The sequence below is a fragment of the Methylobacterium nodulans ORS 2060 genome, from assembly GCF_000022085.1.
Lineage (GTDB): Bacteria > Pseudomonadota > Alphaproteobacteria > Rhizobiales > Beijerinckiaceae > Methylobacterium > Methylobacterium nodulans.
In genome coordinates, this window is the sequence record NC_011894.1 from 6,943,813 (window position 1) to 6,958,368 (window position 14,556).

General features: G+C 63.4%; 12 protein-coding genes. 4 read left to right on the top strand and 8 right to left on the bottom strand.

Annotated features, from left to right (window positions below):
• Nucleotides 1-69: 69 nt before the first annotated feature.
• The 3 genes from MNOD_RS32410 to MNOD_RS32420 all read left to right on the top strand — a co-directional run bounded on the left by MNOD_RS32410 (nt 70) and on the right by MNOD_RS32420 (nt 3,641).
• Nucleotides 70-1,746, top strand: a complete 1,677-nt coding sequence (locus tag MNOD_RS32410; RefSeq protein WP_083786630.1) for a polysaccharide biosynthesis/export family protein — start codon at nt 70-72, stop codon at nt 1,744-1,746.
• 87 nt (nt 1,747-1,833) lie between these two features.
• Entirely contained in the window at nt 1,834-2,757 is a 924-nt protein-coding gene (locus MNOD_RS32415; protein WP_015933174.1) for a class I SAM-dependent methyltransferase, read from the top strand.
• Between the two features lie 98 nt (nt 2,758-2,855).
• Nucleotides 2,856-3,641 carry a class I SAM-dependent methyltransferase gene (locus MNOD_RS32420; RefSeq protein WP_244424604.1) on the top strand — a complete coding sequence of 262 codons (786 nt, stop codon included), beginning with the start codon at nt 2,856-2,858 and terminating at the stop codon, nt 3,639-3,641.
• 3 nt (nt 3,642-3,644) lie between these two features.
• On the opposite strand, the gene MNOD_RS41965 is transcribed toward MNOD_RS32420, so the two are convergent.
• From MNOD_RS41965 to MNOD_RS32460, 8 genes are all read right to left on the bottom strand, one after another.
• Nucleotides 3,645-4,730, bottom strand: a complete 1,086-nt coding sequence (locus tag MNOD_RS41965) for an acyltransferase family protein (RefSeq protein WP_015933176.1) — start codon at nt 4,728-4,730, stop codon at nt 3,645-3,647.
• A gap of 17 nt (nt 4,731-4,747) precedes the next feature.
• On the bottom strand, nt 4,748-6,067 hold the full coding sequence (locus MNOD_RS47330) for a lipopolysaccharide biosynthesis protein (protein ID WP_015933177.1): 1,320 nt from the start codon (nt 6,065-6,067) through the stop codon (nt 4,748-4,750).
• Entirely contained in the window at nt 6,058-7,314 is a 1,257-nt protein-coding gene (locus MNOD_RS32435) for a glycosyltransferase family 4 protein (RefSeq protein ID WP_050783455.1), read from the bottom strand. The genes MNOD_RS47330 and MNOD_RS32435 overlap by 10 nt, the downstream gene beginning before the upstream one ends.
• 14 nt (nt 7,315-7,328) lie before the next feature.
• The gene (locus MNOD_RS32440; RefSeq protein WP_043749833.1) at nt 7,329-8,057 is read right to left on the bottom strand and encodes a hypothetical protein; all 729 of its coding nucleotides are present in this window, start codon (nt 8,055-8,057) and stop codon (nt 7,329-7,331) included.
• 13 nt (nt 8,058-8,070) lie between these two features.
• Nucleotides 8,071-9,981, bottom strand: coding sequence for a hypothetical protein (locus MNOD_RS32445; RefSeq protein ID WP_157091611.1), 1,911 nt, complete (start codon nt 9,979-9,981; stop codon nt 8,071-8,073).
• Nucleotides 9,982-10,071: 90 nt separating this feature from the next.
• Nucleotides 10,072-11,208, bottom strand: coding sequence for a glycosyltransferase family 4 protein (locus tag MNOD_RS32450; protein WP_015933181.1), 1,137 nt, complete (start codon nt 11,206-11,208; stop codon nt 10,072-10,074).
• A gap of 78 nt (nt 11,209-11,286) precedes the next feature.
• On the bottom strand, nt 11,287-11,967 hold the full coding sequence (locus MNOD_RS32455) for a glycosyltransferase family 2 protein (protein ID WP_244424605.1): 681 nt from the start codon (nt 11,965-11,967) through the stop codon (nt 11,287-11,289).
• 116 nt (nt 11,968-12,083) lie between these two features.
• Nucleotides 12,084-13,346 carry an FAD-dependent oxidoreductase gene (locus MNOD_RS32460; RefSeq protein WP_015933183.1) on the bottom strand — a complete coding sequence of 421 codons (1,263 nt, stop codon included), beginning with the start codon at nt 13,344-13,346 and terminating at the stop codon, nt 12,084-12,086.
• A 304-nt stretch (nt 13,347-13,650) separates the two neighbouring features.
• Here MNOD_RS32460 and MNOD_RS32465 point away from each other — a divergent pair, with 304 nt between their 5' ends.
• Entirely contained in the window at nt 13,651-14,433 is a 783-nt protein-coding gene (locus MNOD_RS32465) for a class I SAM-dependent methyltransferase (protein WP_015933184.1), read from the top strand.
• Nucleotides 14,434-14,556 lie beyond the last annotated feature (123 nt).

The window sequence follows — 14,556 nt, forward strand, 5'->3', positions numbered from 1 at the left end:
CGAAGATCTAGTTAGGTACTTTCAGCTCTTGAAAGAGGTACTTTTCAGCTCTTGAAAGGCGCCTTCAGCATGGACCGTCAGGAACAATCTGGCCAAGTCGATGAGACGCAAGCCGCGGAAGAGCGCCGAGGATCCTCCTGCTCGCGCTTGCGGCCGATGGCTCTGACTTTGGGCTTTTCCAGTGGGTTGGCGTTGGGAGCATTTGTCGCCGCGCACCCGGACCTCGTCCGGGACGCGTCCGGCCCCGCCCTGCAAAAAGTCCTGGACCGGATCTATGCGATTTCAGTCCTGCCAGAGACGGTGGGGGCCGCCAAGACGCTCGTGAGCGACAGGAAGTTGGTCTCCCCCGCCGCGGGTGTTGCACAGGCGCAGCCGACGGCTCGGCCTTCTTTGGTTCAAACGGCTTCGGCGGTCGCCAGCGATCCAGAAACGGCCGAGCCCACGGCCAAAGCCGTCGGTGCTGCCGCGAATCCGCCCGCCGGCACGCCGATCGGGGTCGGGGACCGCCTCAAGCTCGCCTTCTACGAGCGCCTCGACGTCGAGGAGGACAAGTGGGGCCGGGCGGCCTCCGCTATGAAGGGAATCCAGCAGCGGCCGGAGCTGAGCGGCGAATACGCGGTCCAGGAAGACGGCACCATTATGGTGCCGCTGCTCGGTCAGATCCCGGCCGCCGGACGCAGAACTGCCGAGATCCAGGCGGCTCTGGCCAAGGCCTTTTCACAGGCGCTGGGCCGAAAAGGGCTAGTCAACATCCTGGCCCTGGAGCGTTCTCCAGTTTACGTGCTTGGCCTGGTCAAGAACCCTGGCTCGTATAAGTACGCTTCGGGCATGACGGTCATGCACGCGCTGGCCCTGGCCGGCGGCCTCGAACGCGCCGGCATGGAGCCGTGGCAGAAACTTGAGGCGGTGCGCGAGGTTGAGAAGCGCAACGGGGCCACGCAGACCATTCTCAAGCTTCTGGCGCGGGTCGCCGTCCTCAGGGCAGAACGCGACGGCACTCAGCCGAAAATTCCGCTCAAGCTGGTCGAGTTGATTGGCGCCTCCGAGGCCCGCAGTTTCATCAGTGGGGAGAGCGAACGCCGCAAAGCTATCGCGCAAACCCGCCGCAATCGGGAGGTGGCGATCGCCGCCGCCCTCGATGCAGAACGGCAGGCCCTGGACATGATGAAGGGCCGGCTGGGTCCGATCGATGATCTGGTCCGCCTACGGCAGGAGCGCGTCAACAGCATGAAGGCGCTCGTCAGCAGGAACATCCTGGCCAATACTGTGGTCAATCAGGTCCTGAGCGAGCTGAGCGACGCCGAGCAGCGGCGCCAGGAGGCCCTCAACCAATACAGCATGGCGAGTGCGCGCCTGTCGTCCCTGGAGCAGGAGGCCAACCGGATCCGCGCGGAGAACAAGTCGGATCTGCAAACCGAAATCGACGTGATCGAGCGCTCACTCACTGATGCCGAACGCGAGATAAACACCAGCCATGGCATTCTCTCTAGCTTGACGACCAGCCACATCGGGTCCGGCGGCCAGAAGGGCGTCACCTACGAGATCGTCCGCCAGACGGCAGCCGGGCCGATCTCCATCATGTCGGATGGCATGACGGTGCTTCAGCCCGGCGATCTCGTCAATGTCGACCGCAGCGCCGATTCTAAGGATGAGGCGCTGCCCTCCGAGCCCAATGTAGCCGTTCCGACTAGCGACCAAGTCGACCTCCAGCCGCACCCCTCCCTGCCCGTGCGGCCTCGGACCTGAGCTGCGTTAGCGAGCCCGGACGACCTCTCCAACCTGTGCGCCTCACCGCGCACGGGTTCTTCCTGATGAGATGAGGAGTTCTGACGAATGGCTGCCCTCTTGCACATTGCGTCCGCGGCGGAACGGCTTCGTATCTGGCTGCTGTCTCAAAAGTGGTTTACCAGCCATCTCCTGCCGGTGCTCCCGCGTTGGCTCCGGTGGGGCCTGCGGACGGTTTACCTCGCTCCCATCGACCTCATTGATCGAGTAATGGGACGCAAGACCGGGGTGATGCCTCCTCGGTTGCACAACTGCTCCGGCGCCGTGATCGACTTCGAGGGCAGCGGCAAGGCTGCGATCAAGGCTCTGGAAGAGGTGGCCGGGCTCACCCCCTCCTCAAAGGTGTTGGATATCGGCTGCGGCTATGGACGGCTCGCCGCCGCCATGGCTGGATACCTCGACGCCCATGGGTCCTATGATGGCCTCGACATCATTCCGGACGCGATCCGCTGGTGCGAGGCCAACATCAAGAACTCGCACAGCAACCTCCACTTCCAACTCGCGGACGTGTACAATAAGGAATACAACCCGAAGGGCAGGTTACGCGCTGATCAATACCAGCTCCCATACGAAGACAACAGCTTCGACGTCATCGTGCTCGTCTCGGTGTTCACGCATATGGTTCCGTCCGAATTCAATCGTTATGTGTCCGAGATCGCGCGAGTGCTCAAGCCCACCGGACAGTGCGCCGCGAGTTACGCGCTGATTACCGACCAATCGCGCCGGCTTATGATGACCGCAACATCATCCTTGCAGTTCAAGCACTTCATGGGTACCCACTGGGTGATGAGCAAAAAGGTGCCAGAACTCGCGGTCGCCTTCGAGGAATCCTATGTCCGGGAGGTCTACGCAAAGAATGGACTCGTTTACGACTTCTATCCGGGCTACTGGTGCGGGCAACCTTCCCGGTGGGCCAGGGACTCAGGTACCGGGGAGCAGGATGTACTGGTGGCGCGACACGCTTCGACCTGAGCGGTATCGAGGGCAAGCGGGAGACGACCGTCGTCATGTTAAAACCGGACTATAGGTCCATTCAGAATCGGTTTGGCGACACACGATCTCCGGAGCGGTTGATCGCGCATTACGAACTTGAACGCAGGCTGGCCGACCGGCTGCGAGCCGCCTCGCGCGAGGATCGTGCTCAGCTCTATGCGGAAGTTTATGCCGAGCTGTTCGGCGGCCTCCCGGACCACCCTCAGAAACACGCCAATGCCGAGGTTCGAGCCAAAACTATAGCTGGGCAAGTGAGCCAGCTCAAGACACTCCTGACGCAGGAGTCGGTGTATCTCGAAGTGGGCTGCGGCACGGCTGCAGTGCCCTTCGCGCTGGCTTCCTCTGCCAAGGAGGTGCTCGGGCTTGATGTCACCGATGTCCTGATCGATTACACCTTCGCGCCTGCGAACTTCCGCTTTGTCAGGACCAGCGGGGTCAAGGTCCCATTGCCCGATGCATCGATCGATCTCGCGCATTCGGATCAGCTCATGGAGCATCTGCATGTCGAGGATGCTGAGGCGCAGCTCGCCGAGATCTACCGGGTTCTGAAGCCCGGCGGGCGCTACATCATGACGACACCGAGTCACATCACCGGCCCGCACGACATCTCGGTCTATTTCGACGACGTGGCGACCGGCTTCCACATGCGGGAATACGATTACGGGTCGATCGAAGCGATGCTGCGCCAAGCTGGGTTCCGGCGCATGCAGTTCCCGATCGTCGTGCGGGGACGCTGGCTGGTAACCGTGCCCTATCCCCTGTTGTGCGGCCTGGAGCGGGTGGTGGAACGGCTCCCGTCCCGGCTGCGCCAGCACCCGATTTCGCACCTGGTCATGGGCATTGTCGCGGTGGCGACGAAGTAGCCTTCACGGCGCGGCTCGGCTCACCGGGGCAGCAAGCGAGCGCAGGGCGGCTCGCCCGTCCAGCACCCGCTCCTTGAAGCGCAGGAACGGGTGCTCGATCAGATACCAGGACAGCGTCGGAACAAGCAGGCTCAAGGCGATCGAGCCGAGCCCCTGCACCCAGAGCGGGGCGGGTCCGAAATGGTGCACGTAAAGCGTCGAGGTGAAAATCTCCGGGAAGAACGCATGCGTCAGATAGATGCCGTACGAAATCTTGCCGACGAAGCGCACGAAGGCGAAGCCGCTGAAGAAGGCCAAAAGCCCGGGCAGGTCGGCATCGGCCCGCAGCACCAGCATCGCGAAGAAGATGCCGGTGGTCAGGGGGAAGGTGAGATGGCGCACCACGCCGTTGCCCCACAGGTACCAAGCGACGCCCTGGAAGACGAAGCAGGCGACCGCGAGCGCCACGAGGGCGGGGCCGAACAAAAACCGGTTCCCCTGCTGGGAAGCCTGGTACGACAAGGCGCCAATCAGAACCCCCGTCCCGAGGATCTCGAACTTGCCGAGGATCGACAGCTCGAATGACCAGGGGTCGATTGGGGTGGCCAGAACCAAGCTGCGCGACAGGAACCCGACGACAATCAGCCCCGTCGCCACCCGCACGGCGTTCCAGTTGTACAGGAACAGCAGCAGCGGCAGCATCAGGTAGAACTGCTCCTCGACCGCCAGGGACCAGAACACCAGCAACGGGCCGCCAGTCGCGGCCAGATAATTGCTCATGTAGGTCAGGTGCCAGAAGATATGGTCGGAGACCTTCGGCGCCCCGAGCGCGAAGAGCACGAGAAGAGCCAAGTAATAGGCCGGCGCGAGACGCGCCGCGCGGCCGATGAAGAAGCGCCGGATGACGTCACCGGGCGAGTGTCCATCGAGCCGCAGCAGCAGGTTGCGGGTGATCAGAAAGCCGCTTAGGACGAAAAAGAGGTGGACCCCCACCGCACCCGCACTGATCGGGAAATGCTCGTGCACGAGCGGCCCGCCGTAATGCTCGATCCCCACCAGCCCGATCGCGATCGCCCGCAGGCCGTCCAGTTGAGGTCGATAACACTTCACGGCGCTCCTCCCCCTGTCTACGCCCGAGTCGGGCACGCCCCGTCGCCCAAGCCCGGGGAGGATCTCTTGGCCCGTGCCACCACGACACTGCGCGCCAGCACGACCGCCCCCACGACTGTGATGGCCGCCGTCCATCCCGCCACCAATCCGTGAAGGGCGCCATACTGGGCGCCCAGCGCAGCGGCGCCGACCTCCAGGAGGCCACCCAGAGCGAACCAGCGGGACACCTTGGCCATGCTGTCACTCAGGCGTGCGATCGTGCAGGCATGCATCTTCATGGTCCAGCCGATCAGGCTGAAGCCGAGCCAGTCCAAGCCCGTGCCGGCAAGTGCCGGGTAAGCGGGATTGAACAACCCGAGCAGAGTCTCGGTGGCAAAATAAAGGAGCACGCCGCACCCGAGCGAGAAGACGGAAGACAGGGCCAGCGACAATCCCACTTGATGCCGGCTCTGCCCCGGATCGGCGCGGACTGCGGGGAACAGTACCGTCGCGAGGGCGGCCGGAATGATGTTCACGACCGACACGAGCATCCAGATTGCCGCGAACGGGGCGTTGATGGTCGGCGAGAGAAGCACCAGAACGAGGTACGGCATCCCGATGCTTGGAGCCTGCAGGGCGACGTCGAGACAGTAATGCGCCCACGCCTTGGAGCGCAGGTGGTAGAGCAATCGAAAGTCGGGCTGGACCAGGAGCCGGCGCGCCTCCCCTCGGACGATGAGGTCGAGCCCGATCCAAGAGACGAACATGCCGGCCGCCCAGCTCAGGAGAATGGTCAAGGCGCTCGGTGTGCTGATCGCCAGCAGGAGGAAACCGAGCTTAAAAATTGCGAACAGCGTCTGCCGGATCATACCGCTGGTCGTGCGCAGCATGCCGATGAACGCTTGATCGGTGAGAATCGAGAGCCCGCTCAAACCCGTACCCAAGACGAAGACGATGCCGCTGGTCCAGCCATGGATGAGCCGTTCAGACCCCATCAGGAGATAGGCGGTGATCAGGTACAGCGAGGCCAAGCAGATCGACATCAACCCGCCAACCGAACACGCCGCGGCCACCAGCCCGGGCATCCGACTTGGATGGCGGGCGATCTCGCCCATCAGGAGGGTGCCAAGACCCGCCTCGCCGAGAAGCCCGAGAAGCCCCATGATCGACAGCAGAGCCGTTGCCGTTCCGACCACTTCCGGCGGGAAGAGCCGCGCGGCGAGCCACCAATAGGCAAAGCCGAGGACGGCCGTCACCATCGAGCCGATCGCCATCGCGCCCGAATTCTGGACGAGCGTCGTGCTCTTGCGAAATGGTCGAAACAAGCGGCCAATCGATTCGGTGAAGCCTACGAACACAGGGATTCTCCTGCGGTCGCGGGCAGGCGATTGTGAAGAACGTCCTCGTAGACCTGTTCGATCCGGGTCACAACGGCATCGGCCATGAGCCGCTTCACTCGCACGAGACTCAACGTCTCCATTCTGGCCCGCAACGCTGGTTCGTCGATTAGCCGCCGCATAGCCCCGGCCAGGGCCGCCGCGTCACCGGGGGGCACCAGAAGCCCGGTCTCGCCATGGTCGATCAGGTCCGGCATGCCGCCGATGTCGCTCGCCACCACGGCCTTGCCGGACGCCATGGCCTCCATGATCACCGTGGCACAGGCCTCAGGCCCCGTCGAGGGCAACACGCCGAAGAGGGAGCGCTTCCAGGCATGCATGATGGCCCCGTGCGGCCAGGAATTGAATACGTAAACGTTCGACGGAAATCTGTCCGGGGTCTCCGGGAAACTGCGTCCGATCAGCACCAGCGGCGGGGCGTCCGGCAAGCAGCCATAAGCATCGAGCAAAACCTCGATGCCCTTGAGCCGCATCATGTCGCCGACGAACAGGATGAACGGCTCGCGCGGCAACCCGGCGAGGCTGGAATCCTCCGGGCCAAGCACCCCGACATTGTCCGGCACGAAGTTGGGAATGACCTCGAAGGGTGCAGAATCTTCGCAGAGCCGGGAATGACGAGCCACCGCCCAGCTGACCGGAATGAAGTAGTCGACAGTGCGCCGCGCCGCGTGCTTGGTTGCGAAGGTCCCGAGCGTGGTCAGCGAAGCCTTGGCGGCACCGTAATGCTTGGTTGCGCAGGGCAGGCACTTGGGGAGGCCCGGGCCTTCACAGAGGTGCGTACCCCAGTGCATGTAGTTTTTCTTGGGACAGACGAGGCTGTAATCATGGAGCGTCACCACGAGGCGGGGGCCACAACGGCGCTTGAGCGGCAGATAGGAGGCGTAGAGCCAGTTGTGGGCGTGAACGATGTCGGGCTGCTCCAGCGTGATCAGGCGCTGCAAGCCGAGGGTCAGTTCCGGATCCGGGAAAGGCGGCGCGTGCGGTCGCACGGAGTCGGCGTGCAAGCCTGTCAGGCGCTGGAGTGTGCCCCGCAGACGATGCACCCGCACGGCCCCATCCATTTCGGTCTCGCAGGCGCCGGGTGCGGCCTGGGTCCCCACGCTGACATGATGCCCGCGCGCGGCCAGGGCGGCGCCGAGATTGCGCACGTGCCGCTCCTCGCCGCCGATAATCGGCGGATAGAATTGGGTGAGCAGCAAGACGCGCACCGGCCTCTCCCTGGTCATGTGCCCGGCACGAGCGCCGAGACATGGCGATAGATCACGTTGTCCTGCGGACGGAACAGGCGGGCTTCCGCCTTTTGCGGCGCATCGGTGATCAGCACAGGAATGTTGTGGGTCCACGTCTCGCCGGGCTCGATGACGAGGCCGCGATAGGTCGCGAAGGGACGGTTATCCAGCGTGACCTCAACATCGAACACCTGACCCTTGGTCTCGGCGCTGCGGATCCCAACCACGAGCTCACCTGAACCTTCCTGGGGCACGATCCAGAATTCCGTGTATCGGAACTCGCGGTGGTTCTCTTCCTGGTCGACGGCCAAGGCAAAGGCCCCCACTACGATCAGAACAGAGGCCGTCAGGGCCAGCCCGTGCCACAGCCGGAAGCCCGGAATCACGCTAAGACGCGGCGGAAGGGCGGGCGTGGTGCGGCGAATACCGGCAATCACCGTGGCCAGCGCCGTCACTCCCCACATCCATATCGCCCAACCGATCGGGTTCAGTCCATGCGCGAAATGAAGCGCGAAGCCGCCGAGGATGCAGGAGGCGAGGCTCGCCCCGACGGAGTAAGTCAGGTGTTGCGTCAGCGTGACGGTCGGAATGCCGACGGCGCGCAGAACCGTGTGCCCGACGATCAGGAAGACCAAAGGCACGCCCAAGGCGGTGCGCAGCACGGGAGAGTCGGTGAAAAGGGCCGCGGCGACCATGAGCCCGGCCCACAGGCAGGCCGCCATGAGATCCCAGTTTCTAGCGGGGCGCATGCAGTGCCCTCACATCATAGATGATCTGGAAACCGTTGTCGTAGATTCGGGTCACCCCCTCAACATCGTTGAACTTGAGCAACGACGAGGCTGGGACCTTCATCCCGGTATTGTCTTCCCAAGGCTCGTAGTAGTAACCCATGACCGGTTCGGCGAAGGTGAGACGCAGATCGGCCAGCAGGAAGTCGACATCGCCATTCACCAGGGCGTAATAGCCATCCGGATAGAGCTGTTCGGCGAGGAAGACACGCCCTGCGGTAATGCCCTGCCACACGTCGATCCGCACGTCCTGGCGGCCATAGCCCGCTAGCAGCAGCCGATTGATCCGGTCAGAGCTGAACCGATTGCCCGGACCGAGCCATTCCTTGGTCCACAAGGCTGTCTCGACCCCCATGGTCTCGATGGATTCGCTATCGGCGACCACCCTGAACATGCCGCGGATGGGGTCGATCGTGGCGGAGGTGGAGCCGCTCATGACGATGATCGCCACGAAGGCGCTCGACGCGTGGAGACGCCAACCGCGCGCTGCCCGCCGCTGCCAGAAATGGACGATGCTTACGGCGACGAGCAGGGCCACTGCGAAGAACACGAAGCTGCCCATACGGTTGCCGACCTCCCACCCGCCGATGGTCAACCGCAGCGCCACCGAGACCGGGAACCCGACCGCCACCATGGTGAGGAAGATCAGGCGGCTGTCACGCCAGTGCCGCTTGCGCAGAACCTCCCCGATCAAGGCCCAGCCGGGGCGCAAGGCCCCGACCGCCGACAAGCCCCAGGTGCGGAAGAACCCCGTTGCCAAGCACAAGGCGATCAGCAGAACGCCGAACAGAGTTGTCGCGCGCATGAGGATCGGCTGTTGCGGCCGTTCGTTGGGAATCTCGGCCGGCATGACCGGGAAGCCTTGGATCTTGTTCAACAGGACCTTGTAGGCGTGCTCGATCACCGGTCCGAGATAACTCTCGACCGGATTCCCACGCAATTCCATCCACAGCAAGGGCAGGGTGATGGCCAGCACGGCCGACGTGACCAGAACGAGGCGGACCCCGGTTCGCATCGGTCCATGGCGCAAGGCTTCCGTCAGCGCGAGGCCGCCAAAATAAATAGCGCCGAACGCCGAGGACAGGTGGTGGGTGACGGCAAGGCTTGCCAGGACCAGCCCAATCAGCAGGACCGACCCATACCGCTGGCGCGGTTCCAAGTCCCGAGATCCGGCCTCGATCGCGAAGGTGAGCGCGCACAGAACGATGCCGAGGCTCTCGTAAGAGAACATCGACTCGAACAGCAGAAAGGTCGGGCAGCCCATGTAGACGAGGCAGCCGATGCCGGCAATTCGCACCGAGCCTGAGATTTTTTCCAGGAACAGAAACAGGGCGCCGACGAAGGTGGCCCGCAAGACCGCAAGCAGGATCGAGCCCGCCACGAACACCGAGGTGCCGGTGAGATGGGCCACAGCGGTGGTGACGATCTCCAGACCTGGGTAGCTCGCCTGGACTTCGAGCAACGGGTTGGTCAGGAAAAGCCGCCTAGCGGTAATCAGGTCGACGGCCGCGGTCCAATGCAGGAACTCGTCATGGCCGACGAAATTCAGGGGGTAGTAGACGACCTTGACGAGATAGAGGGCCTCCGCCATGACCAGCAGGATGACTAGCCGCTCCCCGCGGGCGACGAGCGGGCGAGACACGCGCAAAGCCGCCGGGACCAGGACCAGGACCGTGCCGGTCCAATAGACCGGGAAGGCAATGGGAGAGCCGCGAAGACCGGCTCCGTTGCCAACGACAACCAGCAACAGGCCGAGGGCGATCGTGACACACAGCCCGGCGATCCAGCCGGGGCTGACCGGGTGGGGTTTCGGGTCGACCGTGCCGCCGTGCAATTCCGGGCCGATGAGGTTGGACACGAAGGCTACAACCGGCCGAACCGACCGAGCCGACAGAAACACGTTGCCTGTGAGAAATGAAGCGCTCGCCATCGCCCCGAGAACCCTCGGCTAGCCTACGGGCTTTATAGTAACCGGCTGTGAGGAATTCGGCCTGCGGACAGGTCGGCTCGTGACAGAGTGATAAACGTCCAGGAGCGCCTGTGCACAATCGTCCCAATTCGGCAGCGTCTCAGCCGGAACGGATCGCGGCGTCCGCAGCTCCTCGGCCAGAGCGTCGGCGATCGCGACCGGGGTGGCATCGAGGGGAATCGCTCGGCAAAGGCCCTTCTGGGCCAGCTCGCGCGTGCCCGAGGTGTCGCTGACCAGGGCCGGACGGCCGAGAGACAGGGCCTCGATCACGGCGACTGGGTGGGCCTCGTACTCGCTCAGCAGCACTAAAAGGCCGGCGCTCGCCACGGTGTCCGCGAGGCGCTGGCGCTCCGCGCCGGGGATGGCCTCGATGGTGACCACGTCCGTAAGACAGAGCTGGTGCCGAGCCGCCTTCAGTTCCGCCTCATAAGGGCCGGCACCGAGGATCTTGAGCCGCGCTCCGGGGACCCGGCGCAGCAGTTCAGGCATCGCCTCAATGACCCTGTGATGCCCCTTGTAGCGCTCCAGCCGGCCGACCGAGATGATCAGGTTCGGGTCGACGCGGACGCCCGGGCTGGGGGTGAGTGTCGAGGTGCCGTTCGGCACGACCGCGAAGCGATCGCGCGGGATCCCCATCGTGCTGGAAAAGAAATCGGCCTCGAATTCGGACACGCCGATCAGCCGGTCGGCCCGGGCGATCAGGGGCTTCAGGAGCGCTCTCTGCAAGCTGCGCACGGCGTTCCGGAGCCTCGAGGAATGGCCGCCGCTGTGGAAGGTCAGCACGAACGGGAGATCGCGCTTCACGGCCGCCAAAAGCCCGAGCGGGGCCACGAAGGTGTGCCAGCCCTGGAAATGGATGATGTCCCAGCTCCCGCGGAGGATCTCGGTCATGACCCCGGGGGCGAAGTGATAGTCCCGGTGCTTCGGCCATGCCCGGACCCGCCGGACGCGCATGCCCTTGACGAGTTCTTCGTGGGGGAGAGTGCCGCTCGGATCGGTGGTTAAAGCGTCGACCGAATGACCGAGCGCGGCCAACCGGGGTCCCACCTCATGAATATGAGTCTCGATCCCGCCCATGAACGGGTAGTAGCGCGCAGACACCATCAGAATGCGCATGGACGAACCCCAATCCAGCTCACTGGTCCTTGTTCCGGTCCACAATCACAACTGGACATGAACGCGCACCGATCCCGGCTACGGGTGACCGTAAGCGATTTCAGATTTTCGCGGAACCAGCCGCTCACGCACAATGGTCTTGAGCACGCGCCAGCCATCCGGGATGGCCCGCAGGTTGCTGAGACCAACGATGCGGCTAGCCTCGAAGCTCGGCACCTCGACGATGCGCAGCCGGGCCTTCATAGCCCGCACGTTGATCAGGGTCTCGATCTCGAAGCCGTCGCAATCGCAGTTGAGGGTCGGAACGTGCTTGGTCCAGAAGGCCATGTAGCCGTAGCACAGATCGGTCCAGGCCCCGCCGTAGAGCAGGCGCACGATCTGGGTGAGCCCCCAATTGCCGAACATCCGGAAATACGACATGTCGTCCGTGCCGGCGCTCTGCACGAAGCGCGAGCCCTTAGCCACATCGGCTCCGGCCATCAGCGCACCGACGAATAGGATCGACTCTTCCGGCGCCATGGAGCCGTCAGCATCCAGCATGACGATGATGTCGCCGGTTGCCGCCCCGAATCCGGCATTGAGCGCGGCGCCTTTGCCGCTCCGGGTTTCCATCACCACCTTCACGTCCCGCAACTTGCGAGCAATCTCGACCGTTCCATCCGTCGAGCGGCCGTCCACGATGATGATCTCATGCGCCCAGGCCGGAACACGGGGCAGCAGCCAGGGCAGGTTCTTGGCCTCGTTGAGGGTCGGGATCACGAAACTGACCCTGGGGAGAACGAAGCGTTCTCCCGAGGCCGTGGCGGTCCACACACCAGGCAAGCTCCGGCTCTGCTCGGCCATGGACTTCAAGGTTTCGAAATTGAAAGGGGTATTCATTGTTGCAAAACCGTCTCGCTCAGAGGTTGAAGCTTAGGAGCGATTACCGACCGCCGCGCCAAGATGCGCGGCAAATACCGGGCGAGATGCCGGGCCGGGTACCGGGTTCCGTAAACGAAGCGGCAAACGGGGCCGAAGCTATTGGCGGCAGCAGGACCGATCACGTGCAGCCCGGGCAGCGAGGTCTCGTAATGCGACGAGAGCTGAGGTGCGCACTCGACCGTCGCCATGCGACCCACTAGGCTCGCCGGAAGCACGTCGAACCGGGCGATATCGGTCTTGTACCCGGTGGCAAAGATCACGTGATCGGCCGCAACGACCTGCCGCCCCGAAGGCCCGTTGAGGTACAGCTCCACCTTGCCGTTGCGTTCTTCCGCCCTCTCCAGGGAGCGGCCGAACACCACCGGGACCTTGCCCAAGACGCGATCGTGCATGAAGGCGCCGCCGGCCGGGCCGAGAGCCGGCGTATTGGCCAGCCGCAGGCGCTGCGCCGCTGGGAGCGCATGGATCAACTCTGGAAAGGCCGAGCAGGCCGCTATGGTCCAACCTGAGCCAATCCCGGCCCGGGGCGTCAACATCCGCTCCAGCAGAGAGCGCTGTCGGGGCCGACCTGCGAACCTGATCTCATTCTGACGCATCACCAAGGTGACCCGTGCTCCGCGCTCGTGGATCAGGGCAGCGAGGTCCGTCGCCGAGGCGCCGGAGCCCACAATCACCACCTCCTTGCCGTCGAGCGAGGCCAGCGGGCCGTAATCGCTACTGTGGGAGGCGACCTCGGCCGATAGGTGCAGGGCCTGCTCCGGAAGGTGCCGGAAGGGGCGCAAGCCGATCGCCAGCACGAGGCGACGCGCTTCCACTGTCTCGCCGTCATCGAAATGCGCGCGCCAGCGCGTCGTAGCGAGCTCGACTGAGACCAGACGTTTGCGCTCGAGCATGGGAACATAACGGACATGAAATGCGTCGCCGTACTGCACGAAGCGTTCGAGCGGCAGCGGAATCAGTTCGTTATGGTAGGGAACGCTCTGCTCGGCACAGTAGCTCTTGATGGTAAACTCGTCCTCGGGGTCGGCGATGTTAGAGAATTGGGGGCAAGATTTCAGCAACATGTTTTTCGGCATGTTGTCTTTCCACAAGCCCATGGGCTCGCCAAAAATCCTGAATTCAACGCCTTGTTCGCGCAGATGCGCTGCAAGCGACAAGCCGTAAGGTCCAGCCCCGACGATTGCCACGTCCAGAGCACTGCTGTTCCGTGTCATCATTGAAAACTCCTTCCGCTGCTTGAAGATGGAATGCGGTTCGGGAGTTGGGACGAGTAGACGCCGATTCGCTGAGCTGATGCATTCCCAGTGTGCCACGATAACGCTCTACGATAATCTATGGTATGGATCCGCCAAGGAAGCGCACGGGAGGTGGCACGTCTCTTTGGGGATACCACCTCGGACAGAAGCGCACGGAAGAGGGGCACATCTCTTTGGGCATACCACCTTGGGGGATACCACCTTGGATAGGTTTGCGTCCGGCGATCCGGGTGCGACCCTAATCTCTGATTCGGAGGATCGCCCGATGCCCTCCAGCCTCGCGGCCATCAAGAACGAGCGCTTTGCCGTCGATCCGCGCCAGCCTGCCTATCTGCATCCCGGGGGCTCGACGGCGGTCGGCAGCAACGTCGAGTACCGCTTGGGCAAGCTGAAAGAGACCGGCGTCCTCAAGGGCGTGTGGCTCGATTACGGCTGTGCCGATGGAGGCTACACGGCTGCCCTTACCCGCTATGGCGCCGAGAAGGCGGTCGGGGTCGACCCTGACCGGGATCGGATCGAAATGGCCAAGGCGAAGGGCGCCTCTGACACCGTGAGCTTCGCGTGGTACGACGGCCAAGAACTGCCGTTCGAAGCCGAATCGTTTAACGGCGTGTTCCTCAATGAAGTCTTGGAGCACGTGCTCGATGAACCCGCCACTTTGGCCGAAATCCGGCGTGTCCTGCGTCCCGGCGGGCACCTAGCCGTCATGAGCCCCAATCGCTGGTTCCCGTTTGAAGGCCACGGCATGCGTGTGATGGGCCGGGATCTGGGCTTCCCGATCCCGTTCCTGCCGTGGCTTCCGAGCCGGCTTGCTATGCGCTTCATGTCGGCGCGGAACTACTGGCCCTATGAACTGAGGAACGTGGTGGCGAGGTCTGGTCTGGAAATCGTCTCAGTCAGCTATGTCCTGCCTGTGTTCGAGGTCTATCCCTGGCTGCCGCAAGGCCTGATTCGGCTGTATCGGCGCCTAATGCCGGTAATCGAGCGCGCCCCAGGTTTGCGCAAGTTCGGTGTTTCCACCTTCGTCCTGGCTCGACGACCCGTTTAGACCAGTTCTCCACTTAACCCAGAACGTGTTAACAGCTACTCTTTCTTAATTGAGAGCGCACGCTGTGCAGTGCGGCTGGTGCACGAAGCGATGTAAGGCACGCATCAGTACTATAATGTATAT